Source organism: Vibrio gallaecicus (assembly GCF_024347495.1).
Lineage (GTDB): Bacteria > Pseudomonadota > Gammaproteobacteria > Enterobacterales > Vibrionaceae > Vibrio > Vibrio gallaecicus.
In genome coordinates this window covers 930055-947916 of sequence record NZ_AP025491.1, presented here as the reverse complement: position 1 = coordinate 947916, position 17862 = coordinate 930055, and the positions used below count along the sequence as shown (strand labels likewise).

The 17862-nt window shown below is 39.3% G+C and carries 24 protein-coding genes and 2 pseudogenes; 21 read left to right on the top strand and 5 right to left on the bottom strand.

The features are described from left to right. Positions 1 to 57: 57 nt before the first annotated feature. The 3 genes and pseudogenes from OCU78_RS18855 to OCU78_RS23020 form a co-directional block, all read left to right on the top strand. Positions 58 to 576, top strand: a complete 519-nt coding sequence (locus OCU78_RS18855) for a GNAT family N-acetyltransferase (protein ID WP_167494099.1) — start codon at positions 58 to 60, stop codon at positions 574 to 576. A 307-nt stretch (positions 577 to 883) separates the two neighbouring features. Next, positions 884 to 1093 (top strand): hypothetical protein, encoded by a 210-nt coding sequence (locus OCU78_RS18850; protein ID WP_137375776.1) that lies wholly within the window; start codon positions 884 to 886, stop codon positions 1091 to 1093. A gap of 72 nt (positions 1094 to 1165) precedes the next feature. After that, positions 1166 to 1243 (top strand): annotated as a pseudogene (locus OCU78_RS23020) (GNAT family N-acetyltransferase); the annotation flags it as partial. Positions 1244 to 1315: 72 nt separating this feature from the next. On the opposite strand, the gene OCU78_RS18845 reads toward OCU78_RS23020, so the two are convergent. After that, positions 1316 to 1516, bottom strand: coding sequence for a hypothetical protein (locus OCU78_RS18845; RefSeq protein WP_137375777.1), 201 nt, complete (start codon positions 1514 to 1516; stop codon positions 1316 to 1318). 1027 nt (positions 1517 to 2543) lie between these two features. Here OCU78_RS18845 and OCU78_RS18840 point away from each other — a divergent pair. The 15 genes from OCU78_RS18840 to OCU78_RS18770 all read left to right on the top strand — a co-directional run bounded on the left by OCU78_RS18840 (position 2544) and on the right by OCU78_RS18770 (position 12075). After that, positions 2544 to 2915: a DUF805 domain-containing protein gene (locus tag OCU78_RS18840; RefSeq protein WP_261856035.1), complete on the top strand. Its 372-nt coding sequence runs from the start codon at positions 2544 to 2546 to the stop codon at positions 2913 to 2915. Between the two features lie 153 nt (positions 2916 to 3068). Beyond that, positions 3069 to 3545, top strand: coding sequence for a GNAT family N-acetyltransferase (locus OCU78_RS18835; protein WP_137375684.1), 477 nt, complete (start codon positions 3069 to 3071; stop codon positions 3543 to 3545). Between the two features lie 146 nt (positions 3546 to 3691). Continuing rightward, positions 3692 to 3922 (top strand): hypothetical protein, encoded by a 231-nt coding sequence (locus tag OCU78_RS18830; protein ID WP_137375683.1) that lies wholly within the window; start codon positions 3692 to 3694, stop codon positions 3920 to 3922. Between the two features lie 162 nt (positions 3923 to 4084). Further along, on the top strand, positions 4085 to 4498 hold the full coding sequence (locus tag OCU78_RS18825) for a DUF1090 domain-containing protein (protein ID WP_137375682.1): 414 nt from the start codon (positions 4085 to 4087) through the stop codon (positions 4496 to 4498). 111 nt (positions 4499 to 4609) lie between these two features. Continuing rightward, positions 4610 to 5020, top strand: coding sequence for a hypothetical protein (locus OCU78_RS18820; RefSeq protein WP_137375681.1), 411 nt, complete (start codon positions 4610 to 4612; stop codon positions 5018 to 5020). A 154-nt stretch (positions 5021 to 5174) separates the two neighbouring features. Beyond that, the gene (locus tag OCU78_RS18815; protein ID WP_137375680.1) at positions 5175 to 6038 is read left to right on the top strand and encodes a DUF2971 domain-containing protein; all 864 of its coding nucleotides are present in this window, start codon (positions 5175 to 5177) and stop codon (positions 6036 to 6038) included. A 640-nt stretch (positions 6039 to 6678) separates the two neighbouring features. Then, positions 6679 to 7044 (top strand): glyoxalase superfamily protein, encoded by a 366-nt coding sequence (locus OCU78_RS18810; protein WP_137375679.1) that lies wholly within the window; start codon positions 6679 to 6681, stop codon positions 7042 to 7044. Between the two features lie 149 nt (positions 7045 to 7193). Further along, the gene (locus OCU78_RS18805) at positions 7194 to 7874 is read left to right on the top strand and encodes a leucine-rich repeat domain-containing protein (RefSeq protein ID WP_137375678.1); all 681 of its coding nucleotides are present in this window, start codon (positions 7194 to 7196) and stop codon (positions 7872 to 7874) included. Between the two features lie 155 nt (positions 7875 to 8029). Further along, complete coding sequence (locus OCU78_RS18800; RefSeq protein ID WP_137375677.1) at positions 8030 to 8353, top strand: hypothetical protein; 324 nt, start codon at positions 8030 to 8032, stop codon at positions 8351 to 8353. 124 nt (positions 8354 to 8477) lie between these two features. Further along, on the top strand, positions 8478 to 8951 hold the full coding sequence (locus tag OCU78_RS18795; protein WP_137375676.1) for an HAD family hydrolase: 474 nt from the start codon (positions 8478 to 8480) through the stop codon (positions 8949 to 8951). A 134-nt stretch (positions 8952 to 9085) separates the two neighbouring features. Then, positions 9086 to 9493, top strand: a complete 408-nt coding sequence (locus OCU78_RS18790; RefSeq protein WP_137375675.1) for a DUF1801 domain-containing protein — start codon at positions 9086 to 9088, stop codon at positions 9491 to 9493. Between the two features lie 154 nt (positions 9494 to 9647). Next, positions 9648 to 10232 carry a hypothetical protein gene (locus tag OCU78_RS18785; RefSeq protein WP_137375674.1) on the top strand — a complete coding sequence of 195 codons (585 nt, stop codon included), beginning with the start codon at positions 9648 to 9650 and terminating at the stop codon, positions 10230 to 10232. A 175-nt stretch (positions 10233 to 10407) separates the two neighbouring features. After that, a complete protein-coding gene (locus OCU78_RS18780) occupies positions 10408 to 10947 on the top strand; it encodes a histidine phosphatase family protein (protein ID WP_137375673.1) in 540 nt (179 codons plus the stop codon). Positions 10948 to 10974: 27 nt separating this feature from the next. Beyond that, the gene (locus tag OCU78_RS18775) at positions 10975 to 11568 is read left to right on the top strand and encodes a GNAT family N-acetyltransferase (RefSeq protein WP_240701800.1); all 594 of its coding nucleotides are present in this window, start codon (positions 10975 to 10977) and stop codon (positions 11566 to 11568) included. Between the two features lie 141 nt (positions 11569 to 11709). Beyond that, the gene (locus OCU78_RS18770) at positions 11710 to 12075 is read left to right on the top strand and encodes a cell envelope integrity protein TolA (RefSeq protein ID WP_137375672.1); all 366 of its coding nucleotides are present in this window, start codon (positions 11710 to 11712) and stop codon (positions 12073 to 12075) included. A 185-nt stretch (positions 12076 to 12260) separates the two neighbouring features. Here the strand turns inward: OCU78_RS18770 and OCU78_RS18765 are convergent, their stop codons facing one another. Beyond that, a complete protein-coding gene (locus OCU78_RS18765) occupies positions 12261 to 13181 on the bottom strand; it encodes an IS5-like element ISVba2 family transposase (RefSeq protein ID WP_261856034.1) in 921 nt (306 codons plus the stop codon). An 83-nt stretch (positions 13182 to 13264) separates the two neighbouring features. After that, positions 13265 to 13420, bottom strand: a complete 156-nt coding sequence (locus tag OCU78_RS18760) for a hypothetical protein (protein WP_167494104.1) — start codon at positions 13418 to 13420, stop codon at positions 13265 to 13267. 259 nt (positions 13421 to 13679) lie between these two features. On the opposite strand from OCU78_RS18760, the gene OCU78_RS18755 reads away from it, so the two are divergent. Together OCU78_RS18755 and OCU78_RS18750 are read left to right on the top strand one after the other, a co-directional pair. Then, positions 13680 to 14021: a hypothetical protein gene (locus OCU78_RS18755; protein WP_137375799.1), complete on the top strand. Its 342-nt coding sequence runs from the start codon at positions 13680 to 13682 to the stop codon at positions 14019 to 14021. 132 nt (positions 14022 to 14153) lie between these two features. After that, a complete protein-coding gene (locus tag OCU78_RS18750) occupies positions 14154 to 14600 on the top strand; it encodes a GNAT family N-acetyltransferase (RefSeq protein WP_137375759.1) in 447 nt (148 codons plus the stop codon). A gap of 164 nt (positions 14601 to 14764) precedes the next feature. On the opposite strand, the gene OCU78_RS18745 is transcribed toward OCU78_RS18750, so the two are convergent. After that, positions 14765 to 15703 carry a helix-turn-helix domain-containing protein gene (locus OCU78_RS18745; RefSeq protein WP_240701807.1) on the bottom strand — a complete coding sequence of 313 codons (939 nt, stop codon included), beginning with the start codon at positions 15701 to 15703 and terminating at the stop codon, positions 14765 to 14767. Between the two features lie 389 nt (positions 15704 to 16092). Between OCU78_RS18745 and OCU78_RS18740 the strand changes: the two genes are divergently transcribed. Further along, on the top strand, positions 16093 to 17061 hold the full coding sequence (locus tag OCU78_RS18740; protein ID WP_240701806.1) for a phosphotransferase enzyme family protein: 969 nt from the start codon (positions 16093 to 16095) through the stop codon (positions 17059 to 17061). 111 nt (positions 17062 to 17172) lie between these two features. Here the strand turns inward: OCU78_RS18740 and OCU78_RS18735 are convergent. After that, a pseudogene (locus tag OCU78_RS18735) lies at positions 17173 to 17682 on the bottom strand (MerR family transcriptional regulator). Between the last annotated feature and the right edge of the window lie 180 nt (positions 17683 to 17862).

Here is a 17862-nt window from a genome sequence, read left to right as displayed (position 1 = left end):
GTTAGGTGGAGGAGTTGCTCACTACTTAACGCGGCGTTAGGCTTCACAAAGGGAATTATGAAGATCAATATTAGAAATGCAGACATTAAAGATGCAGACATTAAAGATGCTCACTCAATAGCTTTGGTTCACGTGACTTCTTGGGCTCAAGCTTATGATGGTTTGCTACCTAAGTCGTTCATTGAAAGCTATAACATTGAATGTAGACAAAAGTTATGGAGTAACACGCTATCTGATAACCTAGCATCGGTACTTGTTGCTGAGATGGGTAATGAGATTGTTGGCTTTTTAAGTTATCGAGAGTCTCGAGGCGAGCAATCGAATAATTCTATCGAGCTTAATTCTCTGTATGTAGCTCCTGGCTTATTTGGTCGTGGCGTTGGCAGTGACTTATTCGATTATTTCGAGAAACGTATGCTTAATAGCTCTTATACACAGATAGTATTATGGGCTTTAGACACCAATCAAATAGCCTTGAATTTTTATCGTAAGCACGGTTTTTGTGAAACTGGGCTTCAAGGTAAAGAACGCCTTGATGGCACTATTCTAAATGACCTTCAATGGTTAAGTCGATAAAAGCCTAACAAGCAATTTAAGCAGACTGCCAACGCTTGGCATTTTAAGCTCGGTTAGCTTTAATGATTACGGTGTTAAGTTTTATTATATCGGTAGCGTTGTCAGCTACTTAATTGGGCGTTATGTACTTAATATACATTGATTTTTATTATTTCTGCCCATATATCCTTGGTGGAAGTGTGGGTTTTACTGCTTAATAAGACTCTAATGGTCAACATTGTCGCTGAATACTCATAAAGAGTGGATCATAACGTTTACTTAAATGTCTTATTCATATATTAATTTACAATTTAATTTGGTGATACTTATGCATTATACTGATGCTATAAAAATAGCAAAACTTGGGGCTAATATTCTTATCGGGAAGGAATCAAAGATTCACTATACGGATGCAATTAAAATTGTTGAGAAAGTTGTGGAGAAGGGAGGTTTAATTACTATCGAAAAAGAATATCATCATACCGATATTGAAAAAATGGTTAAAATTGCTGGTAATAGAATCACCATTGCTATTTAACAATAAACATAACAATCGCATCAACACGATTTACTATACTCGGTATCTCAGGAGTATTTTCCTTTGTAAGTGCTTCTGAATTACCCAGAACCAATCTATGAAAATGGTATTCAACACAAAGACATGCTGAGATTGTACGCACAGATTTAGCACGCACATAACAAAGCGTTCAAGACGGATTCCCAACGCTCGGCGGTTTCAGTTTAAGGTATGCATCAGTGTTTATGGCATAATGTCTTGAGTGCAGTGGTAGCGTTGCTCACCACTTAACGCGGCGTTAGTTTGCAATAGTAGAAAAGCGTTTTGGTCAAAGAGCCTAGTCTGGTTTCTATGCTTTACACCTGTTCGTTTTTCGAAAGTTGTGTAACCAAATTTCATCGCGCGTAGGGTGTTTTTCAGCTCTTTGAATTCAACGTTATTCATTTCTCAGCATCAGTAACTTTAGTCACCTAGTTCATCTCGCGCGGCTTCTTTTTCTTGGTGGTTAATCCGTAAAATAGTGGCTTTGTCGCACTTGGTTGTCAGGTTTGTCGAATGAATCCTTTGTCAGCTCAAATGCTTCAAACTGTGGCTGTTTATCGCATGTCGCTTCTTAGCCAAGTGCATTTTGTTGGTTGAGTTTGAGTTCCGTAGTTTTCAGTTTTACATTGTCGGTCAAAGCCAGTAGTTTTGTAACCAATTCAGCACCTTGGCGCTAAACTTTGGCTGCATCATGTAAGCAAACTAACAAAGCGTTTAAGGCAGATTCCCAACGCTTGGCATTTTTAGTTTGGGTCAGCTTTAGTGTTTAAGGTGGCAAGGTTTTAGGTAGGGTGGTGGCGTTGCTCACTACTTAACGCGGCGTTAGTTTGCAAAAGTAGAAAAGCGTTTTGGGTCAAAGAGCCTAGTCTGGTTTCTATGCTTTACACCTGTTCGCTTTTCGAAAATTGTGCAACCAAATCTCATCGCGCGTAGGGTGTTTTTCGGCTCTGTGAGTTCAACGTTATTCATTTCTCCACATCAGTAATTTTGGTCGCTTAGTGAATCTCGCGCGACTTCTTTTTCTTGACGGTTAACCCGTAAATAGTGGCTTTGTCGCACTTGGTTGTCAGGTTTGTCGAATGAATCCTTTGTCAGCTTAAATGCTTCAAACTGTGGCTGTTTGTCGCATGTCGCTTCTTAGCCAAGTGTGTTTTGTTGGCTAGGCTTGAGTTCTGTAGTTTTCAGTTTTACATTGGTGCTCAAAGCCAGTAGTTTTATAACCAATTCAGCACCTTGGCGCTAAACTTTGGCTTCATCATGTAAGCAAACTAACAAAGCGTTTAAGACAGATTTCCAACGCTTGGCATTTTCTGTTTGCTTTGAATTTAGTGTTTACGGCACATTGGTTTAGGTTTGGTGGTCTGCGTTGCTCACTACTTAACGCGGCGTTATGGCGCATAGTCGACTTTTCATCATCAAGGAGAGATAAGTGGAATATTTCATTAGTGCAATCAAGCAGTACGCAGTCTTCAAAGGTCGAGCCAGACGAAAAGAGTTTTGGTACTTCTATTTAATCAGTTTAGTTATTAGTTTAGCTCTCGCTTTCTTAGATAACCAAATGGGTACTTTTAACCCAGAACTGGGTGGTGGTCTTCTTGGTGGAGTGTATGGAATATTCATTTTTTTGCCTTCGCTTTCACTAACGGTTCGCCGAATTCACGATAGTAGCCATAGTGGTTATTGGGCTTTTATCTTATTAATTCCAATCATTGGTGTCTTAGCAATTTTGTTCTTCGCCTTAATGGATAGTAAACCTGGCTCTAATGAATATGGAATCAGTCCTAAAGAACCTGCGCCATAACAAGCAATTTAAGCAGACTGTCAACGTTGGGCATTTTCAACTCGGTTTAGCTTCAGTGGTTATGGTGTTAAATTTGAGTGTATTGGTAGCGTTGTCAGCTACTTAATTGGGCGTTATGTTGCGGTTTGAATTTACCGCTGATTAAGGATGAATATGGTTGTACTCAGAGAAATGCGGCAAGAAGAGTATCCAGATTATTGTCAGTATTTTGTTGATGATTATAGTCAGGAAATTGCCAAGAATTATGGGCACTCTTTAGACGTATCAATCGAATTAGCTAAGAAAGACTTACATCGTTGCTTTCCTAAAGGGCTTGAAGGTAATGAGCATTCATTACTTTGCATTGATGCAGAAATTGGTGGTGAGTTGAAGCTTGTGGGGTACCTTTGGCACTCAGTTAAAATCAGTGACAAATCTACTTTTATTTACGACTTCTTTGTATCGAGTGAATATCGAGGTTGTGGCTATGGAACTCAATCAATATTAGCGTTAGAAGCACAGCTAAAAACTATTGGTATCAATCAAATAAAGCTTAGGGTTGCGTATCATAATGAACGAGCACTTAAATTATATAAAGATGTAGGTTTTGAGGTTACAGGTTTCAATATGTCCAAAAAAGTCAGTGGATAGCCTCAACATAACAAGCAATTTAAGCAGACTGTCAACGCTTGGCATTTTCAACTTGGTTTAGCTTCAGTGATTTAGGTGTTAAATTTGAGTGTATTGGTAGCGTTGTCAGCTACTTAATTGGGCGTTATATGCATTCGAGGAATAATATGTCTAATGATAAGTTTGAAAGCTATTCGAGAGATTTAGGTACTCTAGTAAAGGAGTATGCTTTAGAGTCAATTTCAGAGAGTAATACTGATAAAAGTGATTTCAACACGGGCTATATGATGGCTTTCCACAGAATAGTTACGCTAATGCAACAACAAGCTGAAGTATTTGAAATTGACTTGAAGGACATCGGCTTCGGGGATCTTCCCGAAGATGAATTTTTTAATTAATGCGTCATCATATAACAAGCAATTTAAGCAGACTGTCAACGCTTGGCATTTTCAACTCGTTTTAGCATCAGTGATTTAGGCGGTAAATTTGGGTGTATTGGTAGCGTTGTCAGCTACTTAATTGGGCGTTAGCTTCATACATCAAACAATAGGAGATACAACATGAAAAATGGATTTACTAAGCTACATTTGGTTCTGTGTAGCTTTCTTGCTGGAGGCTTACAGTTAGTCTCTGCATCTCCCCTTGAATGCGGGAAGTATGTCGGTTGTGAGAGGAAGTTTTGCGAAATAGAAAAGCAAATCACTATAGCTAGCAGTAAAGAAAACCAAGCTAAAGTGGAAGGGCTTAAAATCGCTTTGAATCAGTCAAAGTCGACATGTACGAATGAATCACTTGTTGAAGAGCTAGCTTCTGAAATATCCGAAGTTGAGGAAGAAATAAGAGAATATAAATCTGATTTACTTGAGGCTCAAAACGACAATAAGTCAGACAAAGTCAAGAAATATACTGATAAGATCGCGGAAGAAAAGCAAAAGCTTAGTCAGCTAACAGAAGAGCTGAATACGTTAAAATAAAGCTAACAAAGCATTTAAGAGTGATTCGCAACGCTTGGCAGTTTCGCTTCGCTCAAGTATAGCCAAGCGTCGCTCACACCTTAATGCGGCGTTATGTCACAAGGAGAAAATATGTTTCAGTGGACGAAAAAGAACATTATCAAATCTGTTGCAAGAGAGCTTCCACCAAGACTTGCGGTGAAGTACGGAAAAAAAGATTTCTACAACCCCGAGGAAATTGATTGGGCTCTAGGGGCTATAGGAAAATCAAAAGACCTCAACTATACAAACTACGCCTACGGTATGCTAACTAGTCATAGTTTCTTTATGTCTTTGGGTTTGTCGACAGCTTTCGGTGCCCACCCAGAGTTTCACCGTGAAATAGGAAATGTCTTGTTCAAGCAAGACTGTGCCCCAGATTTTGAAGCTTACTTGGAATATGCCTCAGTTCATGGCTCTACAGCCCAATACGAGGGCAAAAGTACCCAAGAGGGGCTAGGTGGAGGGGACGTTGGTGGTGGTGACGACGTTGGTGGTGTGTAGTGACATAACAAAGCATTTAAGAGTGATTCGCAACGCTTGGCATTTTCAGTTCAAATCAGTTTTGGTGTTTACGGTGCAATGGTTTAGGGTAGGTGGCAAGCGTTGCTCACTACTTAACGCGGCGTTATATTTACAATCAAATTAGGAGTTTGAATTGGCTAGTGTAAAAATTGGAGATAGCGTAGATCAAAGTGCTTCACTGTGGCGCTATATGTCCCTAGATAAATTAATTAATCTGCTTGAAACTGACAGTTTCTATTTCACGGCTCTTGAAACTTACAATAAAACAGACCCGTTTGAGGGGTATATTTCTAAAAAGGCATTTGAGTTGTATGGAAAAATCTTTGCTCCGGAAGTTCAGGCACTTAAGGATGAGTACAAAAAATTTGAAGAACAGTGTCAACGCGAGGGTACGAATCCCTCTCAACTAACAGCAATGCGAGAGGGTATTGAGGGGTTAGGGGCAAAAACAAAAGAAACCTACAAGAAACTTAATAAAAGTATCGCTGTTAATTGTTGGCACGCGAACCCAGTTGAGTCTGAAGCGATGTGGAAACTGTACTCAGACAATAAGAAAGGAGTCGCTATAAAAACAAGTATTCCTTCCCTTCAAAGAGCATTAACTCACTTTGTTCAAGATATTACAGTTCAGGTCGGTGCTGTTAAGTATATGGACTTTAGTGACCCCAATATTGATGGTAGAGAATGTGTTACTGACGGGCATCTATCTCCATTATTGAAGCGAAGCTCATTTCAGCATGAGAATGAGGTTAGGCTTTTTACTGTTCCTACAGTTAGCGTCGAGAGCGGTGCGGAAATTAAACCTGAATCTCATTTCGTGAAAGCATTGGCTTCAGAAGTTATTGAAGCTGTATACATCTCGCCGTTTGCAGGTGAACCATATACTTCAAGTGTTAAAGCAATTTGTAGTAAATATGGTATTCCAGATGAAAAAGTTATCGAGTCGAACTTGCTTAAAGGACATGAAGCCCTCCTAGATAGTATTGTGGCTTGGTAAATATAACAAAGCGTTTAAGACAGATTCTCAACGCTTGGCATTTTTCATTCCATCGTTGGGTTTTGTGTTTACGGTGGTATGGTATGGTTAGGTTCTGTGGTAGCGTTGCTCACTACTTAACGCGGCGTTATGTTAACAAGAGGAAATAACTACAGTGATTTGGGTTTTTGATCGGAAAGAAACGGAAAATGAAATAATAATTGTGCAGAAGCCATATTTTTATTACTTGGTTTTTGGCGCATACACTTCTTACTTTGCTGAAAGTAGATTGACAGATTATGAATTCTTAGCGGTTATTTCTGGGTTTCTTTGGTTTACCTTTATTTTGTTTATGCTAATTAATTTGAAAAGTATATTTGTCAATCGACGAGAAATATCTAGGAATATTAAGTTAGGTCAAGTGGTGATATCTGGCTCAAGACTTAGCATTAAAAAGCCTGTGACTTATACAATTCCAAAGTAGCGTGTAAATTAACATAACAATCAATTTAAGCAGACTGTCAACGCTTGGCATTTTCAACTCGGTTTAGCTTCAGTAATTAAGGTGGTAAGTTTGAGTGTCTTGGTGGCGTTGTCAGCTACTTAATTGGGCGTTATGTGCATACTCAGATACCGAGTTTTCAAGGATAGAAGCAAAACTATGAACTTTCAGACAATCCCCATTATCAGAATTTTCGATATTCAAAATGCGAAAGAGTTTTATCTAGATTATTTAGGTATGAATCTAGATTGGGAATATAGATTTGAAGAAGGCTTCCCGCTTTATATGCAAATATCAAAAGGCAATCTTGTTTTTCACTTGAGTGAGCACTCAGGTGATGGTACTCCGGGAAGTAAGCTCTTTGTAAACGTAGATAAGATTCAGCAGCTGTTTTCTGAGCTGGAGCAGAAAGATTACATGTATTGTAATCCTGCTTTGGAATCAGCTCCATGGGGTGGGGAGTGTTTTACAATTACAGACCCATTTTCCAATAGGATCTTATTTAGCGGCAAACAAAACACATAACAAAGCGTTTAAGGCAGATTCCCAACGCTCGGCATTCTCAGTTCAAATCGAGTTTTGGTGTTTACGGTGCAATGGTTTAGGTTAGATGGTAGCGTTGCTCACTACTTAACGCGGCGTTAGGGCTCAGTATTAGTTTGGTCGAAAATAATATGATTAATGATAAGTATAGGTGTAATCAGAATTGGTCGGAATGGCCTCGTTGTGTCACCAACATAAATGAGATTGAGTTAGATTGGCGTTGGGTTTCATTTTACCGTGAAGGGAAATCACACAAAGGAATCAGTTCATTTTCACAACAAATTACACGTTTGTCAGCCAAGCAGGTAAACGTTGAATTCCTTAGTGAAATAGCAGAACTGCAAAACTTAGAATATTTGGAAATTGAGAGGCTATCTTCAGACACTCTACTTCCATTGATTAATTTGAATAAGTTGGAAACGCTTAAAATTTCAGGAGTCAGCAAGGCTGAAAACTTTGAGGTTTTAACAAGCCTACCTAATTTGCGCTATCTATTTATAGAGGGTGCGAAAAAACTAAACAATTTAGAATGCCTATCAGGTTTTACAGAGCTTATAAGTTTAGGTGTTGAAGGTACGATGTATACAAATCAAAAGGTCTTATCTTTGGAGCCAATCAGTACATTGCCAAATTTAGAAGCATTGTTTTTAACGTCAGTGAGCCTAACGGATAAATCAATACTGTGCTTAGCCGATTTACCTAAAATACGTGTATTGTCTTGCGCTAGGTTTACAACGAAAGAGCACTTCTCTTCTTTAAAGAGCAAAAAGCCAAACATTAAATGTCGTTGGTTTGAGGCTTACGAAATTTAGCCCTAACAAGCAATTTAAGCAGACTGTCAACGCCTGGCATTTTCAGCTTGGTTTAGCTTCAGTGATTTCGGTGGTAAATTTGAGCGTCTTGGTAGCGTTGTTAGCTACTTAATTGGGCGTTAGCTGCAATCAGTATGTAACGAGTATTATCGAAAATGTATAAATTAGAAATATTCTGTAATCCAGAACAGCAGATGTTAGTACAAAGTGTATTACATGAATCTGGAGTCGATAAAATTGGTAATTACGATCATTGCTGGGCAATTGGTTCGGTTATGGGATCTCATCGAGCATTAGAGGGCTCAAATCCAGTCTTTGGTTCTAAAGGTGAGGTTGAAAACTACAAGTTACTTAAAATTGAAATCAACGTCTCAACAGAACAAATGAGACCTATTGTAGGGGCTTTGAAAGAGAGTCTTGGGTGGGAAGAGCCATTGGTTAATATGTTTAAACTCTATAATATAGAGTTTGATCTCTAACTTTAAAGTTTGCAGCTAACAAAACGTTTAAGAGTGATTCCAAACGCGTGCCGGTTTCGCTTCGCTCACCATTATGGCACACGATTGTCACACCTTAACGTGGCGTTATGTGCAAGGAGGCAATATGACTAAAATATACCTGTTTGACTGGGGTAATACCCTCATGGTCGATTTCCCTGACCAAAAAGGGAAAATGTGCGATTGGGTAAAAGTTCAAGCTGTGGACGGAGCATTACGAACACTTCAAGAGTTATCAAAAAGTCACCGGGTTTATATTGCAACAAACGCAGCCGACTCGTCCGAAGCTGATATTAAATTGTCATTTGACAGGGTGGGTTTGTCTCCTTATATATCGGGTTATTTTTGCAAAGCGAATCTTGGTATCGGTAAAGGTACCTCAGAATTCTTCCACAAAATCATCAATGTTTTAAATGTTGAACCACAGTCAATAATCATGGTTGGGGATACGTATGAAAAAGATATTGAGCCTGCTATTTCAGTCGGTATTGAAGCAATTTGGTTTAACTCTAAGTGCACGAATCATTCAGTTTCTAAAGGTGTTAAACAAATCAATCACTTGTTGGAACTTTGCACATAACAAGCAATTTAAGCAGACTGCCAACGCTTGGCATTTTTAACTCGGTTTAGCTTCAGTGATTTAGGTGGTAAATTTGAGTATATCGGTAGCGTTGTCAGCTACTTAATTGGGCGTTATGTGAATAGAGGTTTCCAATGAATAAGGTAGTCAAAGAACGGTTCGACGAATATCCAGAAAATGTTCGTATTCGGCTAGAGGAACTGCGAAATCTAATGTTTCAAATCGTTTCTGAGCTGGAGCTAGGTGAAGTCGAAGAGTCTCTAAAATGGGGTGAGCCGAGTTATGTCGTCAAGACGGGTAGTCCAATTCGAATTGATTGGAAATTGAAATCACCAAGTAACTACTACATCTTCTTTAACTGCCAAACTAAGCTAATCGATACTTTTAGAGAATTACACGATGGTACGTTGGAATTTCAGGGTAATAGGGCAATTGTCTTAACTTTGTCAAACCCATTACCAGAGGCTGAAGTTAAGCATTGTTTGGAGCTTGCTTTAACCTATCAGCAGCGAAAGCATTTACCGTTTTTAGGCGCACGATAGGCATTCACATAACAAGCAATTTAAGCAGACTGTCAACGCTCGGCATTTTCAACTCAGTTTAGCTTCAGTGATTTCGGTGGTAAGTTTGAGTTTATTGGTAGCGTTACCAGCTACTTAATTGGGCGTTATGAAAATCGAATAAATAAGGAATGCGATGTTTGAACCAGCAGAAATAGATGTGGATGAATTGCAATTAGCTATTTCACTTCCGAAGTTGGATTCGGTGTCAAATGGAAGCTTTATTCCTCATGAAAATATCGAATCTTCTCCTTTATTGAATTCTGAATTTGATGCGTTCTTTGTATCAGGTTTATTTCCTGAACAAACTACAACGTTGTCTCAACTCTGTAAGAATTACAGTCTTGAAATGGTTGTTTTTGAAAGTCCATCAAATGATTTAGCAGTTATCCATGATGTTGTCTTAAATATTGCCGATAAGCTGTTCTCTGATGAAATGCCAAATAATATCGATATAGCTGATATTAGGAATCTTAACCAATGCTCAGGGTATCTATTTGCTTTTAATAGTAAGAATTTGGCACTCGACTTTATGGAAGCTCAGGAGTTGGGTGTTGTTATTGGAGGTATTTATCTCGCTCATGGTAATGCCGATTTAAATGAGTATGAAACCACAAATAAAAAGTTAATGGCTCACATTTCAGAAAATGGTTTTCTGTGCTCAAGTTTTCATTTTCCTGGTCGTTCAGAATGTACAATATTACTGGGTGTTAAGAGGTAATGTGGGCGTGGTGAGTATTTTCATAACAAGCAATTTAAGCAGACTGCCAACGCTTGGCATTTTCAGCTCGGTTTAGCTTCAGTGATTTAGGTGGTAAGTTTGAGTATGTTGGTAGCGTTGCCAGCTACTTAATTGGGCGTTAGCCCAATGCGGTAACAATGGAGATTTAGAACAAATGGAAATTGTATTTGTAAGGCATGGTGTGCCTGACTATTCGTTATCTGACGAGCGAAAAATGACCCAACTAGAAAAAGATTATGCCCCTTTAAATAGAGACTACATTCATGAATTGCACGCGGTTGTTAAAGACATTCAACTTGAAAAAGCAGAAGTAATCATATCTTCCCCGTATACAAGAGCGCTCCAAACGGCTGAAATTATTAACCGTAAACTAGGTTTAGAGCTCTTTGTTGAACATGATTTACGAGAGTGGCGGGCAGACTTAGATGGTGGTTACGTAGAACTTTCAGAAAGAGATCGCCGTTGGCATGAGCATCGTACTTCACTGAAAAATAATGCGGAGGCTGGTAATGTTCCGTATGAGTCTTGGGATGCACTTAAAAGCCGTGCAGAAAATGTGTTATCTAGATACACGAATTACTCAAAGGTAATCGTAGTATCTCATTTCAATGTGTTCGAAAGTTTGGCAGGTTATCATGATAACGGCATTGGGTGTGGAAGCTATCGTTCTCTAACGTTGGAAAAATTGGGCTAACAAGCAATTTAAGCAGACTGCCAACGCTTGGCATTTTCAACTCAGTTTAGCTTCAGTGATTTAGGTGGTAAGTTTGAGTGTATTGGTAGCATTGTCAGCTACTTAATTGGGCGTTATGTGTTTGGAGGGGAAATGGTTAGGGAAGCGACAAAAGACGATTGCGTAAAATTAGCGGCATTGTCCATTAAAGTTTGGCTAGACACATATGCTCGAGAAGGTATCAAAACTGAATACGCTGAGTATGTATTGTCTACTTTCACTGCAACCTATTTCTTCGAAATATTGGATACGACTAAATATCGTGTGTTTGTAAGTGAAGAACAGGAAGTTATTCAAGGCTATGTAATGGTTAATCTTGAATCGCATTATCAAACGTCCGGTAATGGCTTTGAAGTCGAAAAACTATATGTCGATAACACTTTCAAAGGTAAAGGGTTAGGTCGAAAGCTTTTGAATGAAGTCGAAAATCAGTTGGGTAATAAATACTGGCTTTACACTTGGGTTGAAAATGAATCCAATGGATTTTATGAGCATCTGGGGTTGAGTCGAATAGGGCTTCTAACCTTTGAGTTTGCAGGGGCTTCAATAGAAAATAACGTGTATCAGTCAGCCCACACATAACAAAGCATTTAAGACGGATTCCCAACGCTCGGCATTTTTGGTTTGCTTCAGTTTTAGTGTTTACGGCCTAATACTTTAGGTTTGGTGGTCTGCGTTGCTCACCACTTAATGCGGCGTTAGAACTTTTAGGGGATAAATAGGATGAAGGCTCCATTTCGATATGTTTGTATAGCTGCAAGTATGGTGTTTGCGATCTCTGGCTGTGCTGTTCAAAGCAATAGCAGTATAGGCAAGTTAGTTCCGTCTGAGCTAAATAAATATGGGCAAATCTATACCCAAATGATTCAGAATGAATTGATTTTGTCTGATGGGCTTGAAGGTAAGAGTTGTACGCTTAATATACATTTAAGTGAGCATGGCAATGTTACAGAAATAAGTACAAGTGGCTATGAGAAACTATGTGAGCGCAGTGAAAAAGCTGTGAAAGCTGTAGGCGTATTCCCAATGCCAGCAAACGAGGAGTTAGCTAAAAACCTAATGGAAATCCAACTTACAATTGCTCTGTAGTACAGTTCTAACAAGCAATTTAAGCAGACTGTCAACGCTTTGCATTCTCAACTCGGTTTAGCTTCAGTGATTTCGGTGGTAGGTTTGAGTGTATTGGTAGCGTTGTCAGCTACTTAATTGGGCGTTATGTAGGCTTTGTTGCGTAATTCAGTTTAGAGACAGAGCAGCCCCGTATCGTGCGTTTCTTAGTCAATACGGCAAGTTTCAGGCATACCTAACCCAGTGAGCTTGTTCAACGCTTTTATCATCGCGTAAGTTTCTCCCACTTGTGCATTGTAATGTCTTAAACTTAAACGACCACCAAGTAACTGTTTAACTCGATACATCGCTGTTTCTGAGAGGGAGCGTTTGTGGTAACCATACCGCTCTTTCCAATACTTATTTGAGCCATATAACTTATGGCAACCTACTGCGAGATTTCGGGGATGACCCCGCTCCCAGAAGGCAGCCCCTTCTCTTGGAGGAATAAGCGCAACGGCTCGCTTAATCTTAATTGCATCGTGACATGCTCTCGTATCATAAGCGCCATCACCAGACACCTCGTGGATACTTCGGCGAGTTTGTTTCAGTATATTCGGGAGTACTTCTCCATCTGTAACTGTCGATAGACTTAGCTCGGCTGCAATAATTTCATGAGTGTTTGTATCCACGGCAATATGAAGTTTTCGCCAGACTCTACGTTTGCCATCTGTCCCGTGTTTTTTGACTTTCCATTCACCTTCGCCATAAACCTTAAGGCCAGTCGCATCAATAGCTAGATGTTGTATCGTACCTCTCGTTTTTGTCTTAAGTGAGACCTCAACTTGCTTGGCTCTACGACTGATGCAGGTGTAATGCGGACAACTTAACGGTACATGGGCTAACCTAAATATCGAGTTGATAAAACCTTGCAGCGCTCTTAATGGCATAGAAAAAACTCGTTTCACCATGAGGGCTGTCGTGATAGCTAAATCACTGAACCGACGAGGCCTCCCGCGCTTATTCTGTTTGCTTTGCGTCCAGCCACTTATCGCTTCTTCATCAATCCAAAAGGTCAAAGAACCGCGGTTAATGAGTGATTGGTTGTATTGCTTCCAGTTGGTTGTTTTGTAACGAGGTTTAGGCATAGGGCTACGAGAGGGAGTGAATGTAGCTGATCAGATCGTAGGTTTTAGGTTTAGTTCCAATGAATTACGCAACAAAGCCTATTTTATGAGCAAGAACCACAACATCCACTAGGCGTTTCATGTTTGATTTCTTTCTCCGATTTATCGCTTTCTTGAGGTGCCTCTTTTGAGGTTAACTGATTTTCCTCAGTAAGTTCTGTTTCTTTATTTTGAAATATCTTTTTGATTGAAAATGTCATATTAGTTTCCTCAATGATTCAGAGCTAGTGGAATTAGAATACCAGAGTGATTTAGTCAACTATTGATGTGGCACATGTTTTAGGTTTTCTCGTGCCAAATCGCGTACGCCATAACAAGCAATTTAAGCAGACTGTCAACGCTTGGCATTTTCAACTCGGTTTAGCTTCAGTGATTTAGGTGTTAAATTTGAGTGTATTGGTAGCGTTGTCAGCTACTTAATTGGGCGTTATGTGCTACAAGGTTCTAAAAGGATTTCGAATGAATCAGTTATTAGAAGAGTTACTAAAACGCGGTTTTAAAGAAAAAATGCGTAACAAAGGCATCTTTGTCAATCTTTCTCTATTATCTTTCCCAGTATTAATAATTCACAATACTGAGCTAAATACTTACGAACTCAAAATTGAATGTTGGCGGTATATCGTAGTAATGCTAGGGCTTTCAATTAATGTGGCTGTTGGCTTTGTCTACGGAAATGTTGCTCTGAGCTTTTTCATTTTAGCTATTGTGTTGTGCCATCCTGTAGGGTTGTACATATCCAAGTCAAGATCCAAAGCATTAGTAGGATATCTTAGTTCAGTTAATGGCGAAGTACGCACATAACAAACAATTCAACCTGACTTGCAACGGGTGGCATTTTTACTTCTAATCAGTTTTAGTGGTTACGGTGCAATGCAGAACCATCGTATTGCGTTGCTGCGCAAGTTAATTGGGCGTTATGTGCTTGGAGGGAGAATGGAAATTCAGAAGGTCCTAAAATCGGATTTAGAGTCAGTAACAAGGCTTGTTTCAGAGGTCTCAGACAAGGATGTGCTTCCATTGTTTAATGCACAGGGAAAGCAAGAGTATAAGGACAGAATTTTACCAGACCTAGCGACTACTTTTGACAATGAGAAGTTTTCATCTATCAAGGCTGTATCAGGTGGGAAAGTCTTTGGTTTTGCTGCTTTGCGTGATGGGAATTATCTAACACATTTATTTGTTGCTAATTCACAGCAGGGTTCGGGTTTAGGTCGTACTTTATTGAATCATTTGCTCAACCAGACAGATGCTCGTGAGGTTAGCCTGCGTTCATCGGTGAATGCTGTTGAGTTCTACAATCGCAATGGTTTCGTAGCAACAGGTGAAGAGGCTGAGTTCAACGGAATTAGGTTCGTACCAATGTCTTTAGTACGCACATAACAAAGCATTTAAGAGTGATTCCCAACGCTCGGCATTCTTAGTTTAGGCTGAGTATTGTGTTTATGGTGCAATGGTTTAGGTAAAGTGGTCGCGTTGCTCACTACTTAACGCGGCGTTAGGTTTCCGCCTAAACTTCAAGGGAACCGTTGTTTAGGCGGGTGGGGTTAGATGCCGTTGGCAACACCTTTAACGTACCTTTCAATATCACCGTTAGAGTGTATTAAAATGATGTCTATACCTAGTTCACCTATATAAGGAGCTAAACGAGTAAGTTCATTGTGGAACATTCCAGCAATGGTTAGTTTTCTCTTTTTAAAAAAGTTTTTATATAGCATCAATTGACCAATTGCAGACTGGAGGCTTTTTCTATCTAATCGTCGTTTGACTTCGATTACTTCATCGTCTGTCAAAATATCTACACGACCAGTTGCACAGTTTAGCTCCGTCACATTTTTGTTGGCGTCTAAAAAGTGTACGGAGAGTAAGTATTCTGTTAAATCAGCTTCTACTTGAAAATCAGGCTCACTCACACGGTGTTCGTATCGAGGTTTGCCTTTATAGCCTGTTTCTGACCCAGTTGTTTCATAATCTAAAGTTCTTTGACGAGACCAACCACTACCTCTCTTATTCTCATAGAGGTTTAGTTTCTCGATTCTATCGACGATATTTCTTACTGTATTAACTGAAACATTATGAATTTCTGCTATATCAAGATCTGTCCATCCTTCTGAAGAGTGTTGAAACACACTTCGGTCCCGAGCTTCTTTGACACGATTATTGAAAGGAGCACACACATTCCGTGCTATCCTCATTGAGCATTTTACAGCAGCAACCACTTCCTCCACTTCTACTTTAGGGAAAGGGTTATAGCTTGAGCTGTTTCTATCTAAGCACTTTTTAGCGTCGAATATAATTTGAGTCGCTGTCTCAGCTGCATTGATTATATCATGCTTCAATCTTAAGAGAGCCTGATCATGTTCAGCGTTTGCAGACAATGAAAGATAAATCGCTTTATGGATGTCACCCTGCTCAATTACATTCGCAGAGATATGAGTTAAGTCTGCTTTGTAATGAGCTTCGACGCGATGGAACCCATCTATCAAGTAATAGCGCTCGTGTTCTAGATCTGTTGCCTTAATAACAGTTACAGGGTTTATATTTTCTTATCTAGTATGCAATCTCTTATGTTCTCAATATGTCCATAATTCGTTTCTTTTCGGTGTTGGGTTCTACTGTCAATTACAATAGAATCAAGACTTATTCTGGTTAGCATATATGGTCGTGAGCAATTGTTGTGTGGTCAATTATGGTATTGTACACGCTAAAGATAACTTAGTCCCCAAAACCTAACAAAGCATTTAAGAGTGATTCCCAACGCTTGGCATTTTTCATTCCATCGTTGGATTTTGTGTTTACGGTGGTATGGTTTAGTTTTGTAGTAGCGTTGCTCACACCTTAATGCGGCGTTATAAATATTTGAGGTTCAGCGAAAATGGACATGGAAAGTCTGTCAAAGTACTTGCTTCACACTTATGGCTTTAATGTAATTAGCATTGAGTCAATTGTGAGTATGAATGAGCTCTATACTTTGGTCGCTTCAAATCATAAAGCACGTTATATCTTGAAGCTTTATAAACAAAGCGATATGCCTCTTAGTCGGATAAATACGATTACTCAGTTGCTGACATATTTACAGTCTAATGGCGTAAAAGTGTCGTATCCAATAAAAGGATTAGGTGGAGATTATGTCCATGAGTTAGCTGGGAAATATGCGGTGTTATATAGCTATGCTAATGGGCAACATTATTCAAAATTAAGTCACCATCAAAGCTTCCTTTTTGGGTGCGAGAATGCACAGATTCATTTAAACGCTACCCATTTTGATACGAAAGATTTACCTATAAAGAAAACAAAGGAATTATTGGTTAACCCGCTTGCTACTTTATCTATTGGTCACAGCGAGCGACACCGCGAATTGCGATATATTCGTGGGTTAGCAAATGTTGTAGCCGACAAGTTATCCCATTTGTCACCTTACCAATCGGTCTGTCATGGCGATTATCATTGGGGGAATGTGTTCTTTGACGATGAGCGAATTACCGTATTTGACTTTGATTTTTGCTGTAAAAGTTGGCGTATTTATGATGCCGTTGTATTTTTATGGAGTCTTCTTTTCTCTCAAAGTAATGATGTAGCAGGTATTTGGTCTGAATTTTTGTCAGGTTATCAATCGGTTGTCCCTTTAACTGAAACGGAAATTGAAGCAATACCTTGGCTTTTAATTGCTCATAATATTTGGCACATGGGTTATATTGCTGAGGTGCCAATAGAGGACTGGGAATTCGATGACTATTGGTTCGATAAGAAGTTTAGTTTATTCGAAGATATCCAAAATATGTTCCCGAGCAAAAATATTTATAACAAACAATTTAAGCAGACTGCCAACGCTTGGCATTTTTAGTTCGGTTTAGCTTCAGTGATTTAGGTGGTAAATTTGAGTGTATTGGTGGTGTTGTCAGCTACTTAATTGGGCGTTATGCATAATAGCCTCATCCTTGAGGCTATTTAGGTGCTAGAGAGCTCGAATCGTAGTTATTTCATCGCTAGAAATGCCTAGAGATTCAAGGAATTTTTGGTGCTCTAGTGGTTCAAGTTCTTCAAATTTCTGGTGCCACTTGACCATATCAGTTTCAGTAAAACCTGCAGCAACCATGATTTCTACCCAACGTTCTTTATTCACAATGTTTTCCTCTAATAGACTTGGTTCTTGAAGCAACATGACAACAGCTTCCTGCTGTCTTCGTAAGTTTTGGATTTATCTTTCCAGTTCATTGAAGTGGTCTTTCAATATTTTGGCTTGAGACTCTCCATCTCGGTTGAGCAACGAGCGAATACTAGAAACTGACAGTCCATACGAACGATAAGAGATGATCGCTTCTAAGCGTTTAATCTCTTTTTCGCCATACCAACGATACCCATTTTCAGAGCGGTAAGCTGGTATCAATAGTTCTTCTTTTTCGTAGTACAAAATAGTGGTATGTGAAACACCGAACTGATTTGCGATTTGAGTGACAGTTAGCATATATGCTCCATTGTTTAACCGAATGTGCATCTTGAACCCTTGCCTGATAGACGGGTCAACAATTTAAATGTACATTTCTTTGGTGTGGCACGATATGCATAACAAAGCATTTAAGAGTGATTCGCAACGCTTGCCGTTTTCGCTTCGCTCAAAGTATAGGCAATCGCCGCTCACACCTTA

What these genes read in the sequence shown, in the direction of transcription:
- OCU78_RS18855 (WP_167494099.1), top strand. Translation starts at nt 58, where the DNA reads ATGAAGATCAATATTAGAAATGCAGACATTAAAGATGCAGACATTAAA.
- OCU78_RS18850 (WP_137375776.1), top strand. Translation starts at nt 884, where the DNA reads ATGCATTATACTGATGCTATAAAAATAGCAAAACTTGGGGCTAATATT.
- OCU78_RS18845 (WP_137375777.1), bottom strand. Translation starts at nt 1,516, where the DNA reads ATGAATAACGTTGAATTCAAAGAGCTGAAAAACACCCTACGCGCGATG.
- OCU78_RS18835 (WP_137375684.1), top strand. Translation starts at nt 3,069, where the DNA reads ATGGTTGTACTCAGAGAAATGCGGCAAGAAGAGTATCCAGATTATTGT.
- OCU78_RS18830 (WP_137375683.1), top strand. Translation starts at nt 3,692, where the DNA reads ATGTCTAATGATAAGTTTGAAAGCTATTCGAGAGATTTAGGTACTCTA.
- OCU78_RS18825 (WP_137375682.1), top strand. Translation starts at nt 4,085, where the DNA reads ATGAAAAATGGATTTACTAAGCTACATTTGGTTCTGTGTAGCTTTCTT.
- OCU78_RS18820 (WP_137375681.1), top strand. Translation starts at nt 4,610, where the DNA reads ATGTTTCAGTGGACGAAAAAGAACATTATCAAATCTGTTGCAAGAGAG.
- OCU78_RS18810 (WP_137375679.1), top strand. Translation starts at nt 6,679, where the DNA reads ATGAACTTTCAGACAATCCCCATTATCAGAATTTTCGATATTCAAAAT.
- OCU78_RS18805 (WP_137375678.1), top strand. Translation starts at nt 7,194, where the DNA reads ATGATTAATGATAAGTATAGGTGTAATCAGAATTGGTCGGAATGGCCT.
- OCU78_RS18800 (WP_137375677.1), top strand. Translation starts at nt 8,030, where the DNA reads ATGTATAAATTAGAAATATTCTGTAATCCAGAACAGCAGATGTTAGTA.
- OCU78_RS18795 (WP_137375676.1), top strand. Translation starts at nt 8,478, where the DNA reads ATGACTAAAATATACCTGTTTGACTGGGGTAATACCCTCATGGTCGAT.
- OCU78_RS18790 (WP_137375675.1), top strand. Translation starts at nt 9,086, where the DNA reads ATGAATAAGGTAGTCAAAGAACGGTTCGACGAATATCCAGAAAATGTT.
- OCU78_RS18785 (WP_137375674.1), top strand. Translation starts at nt 9,648, where the DNA reads ATGTTTGAACCAGCAGAAATAGATGTGGATGAATTGCAATTAGCTATT.
- OCU78_RS18780 (WP_137375673.1), top strand. Translation starts at nt 10,408, where the DNA reads ATGGAAATTGTATTTGTAAGGCATGGTGTGCCTGACTATTCGTTATCT.
- OCU78_RS18770 (WP_137375672.1), top strand. Translation starts at nt 11,710, where the DNA reads ATGAAGGCTCCATTTCGATATGTTTGTATAGCTGCAAGTATGGTGTTT.
- OCU78_RS18765 (WP_261856034.1), bottom strand. Translation starts at nt 13,181, where the DNA reads ATGCCTAAACCTCGTTACAAAACAACCAACTGGAAGCAATACAACCAA.
- OCU78_RS18760 (WP_167494104.1), bottom strand. Translation starts at nt 13,420, where the DNA reads ATGACATTTTCAATCAAAAAGATATTTCAAAATAAAGAAACAGAACTT.
- OCU78_RS18755 (WP_137375799.1), top strand. Translation starts at nt 13,680, where the DNA reads ATGAATCAGTTATTAGAAGAGTTACTAAAACGCGGTTTTAAAGAAAAA.
- OCU78_RS18750 (WP_137375759.1), top strand. Translation starts at nt 14,154, where the DNA reads ATGGAAATTCAGAAGGTCCTAAAATCGGATTTAGAGTCAGTAACAAGG.
- OCU78_RS18740 (WP_240701806.1), top strand. Translation starts at nt 16,093, where the DNA reads ATGGACATGGAAAGTCTGTCAAAGTACTTGCTTCACACTTATGGCTTT.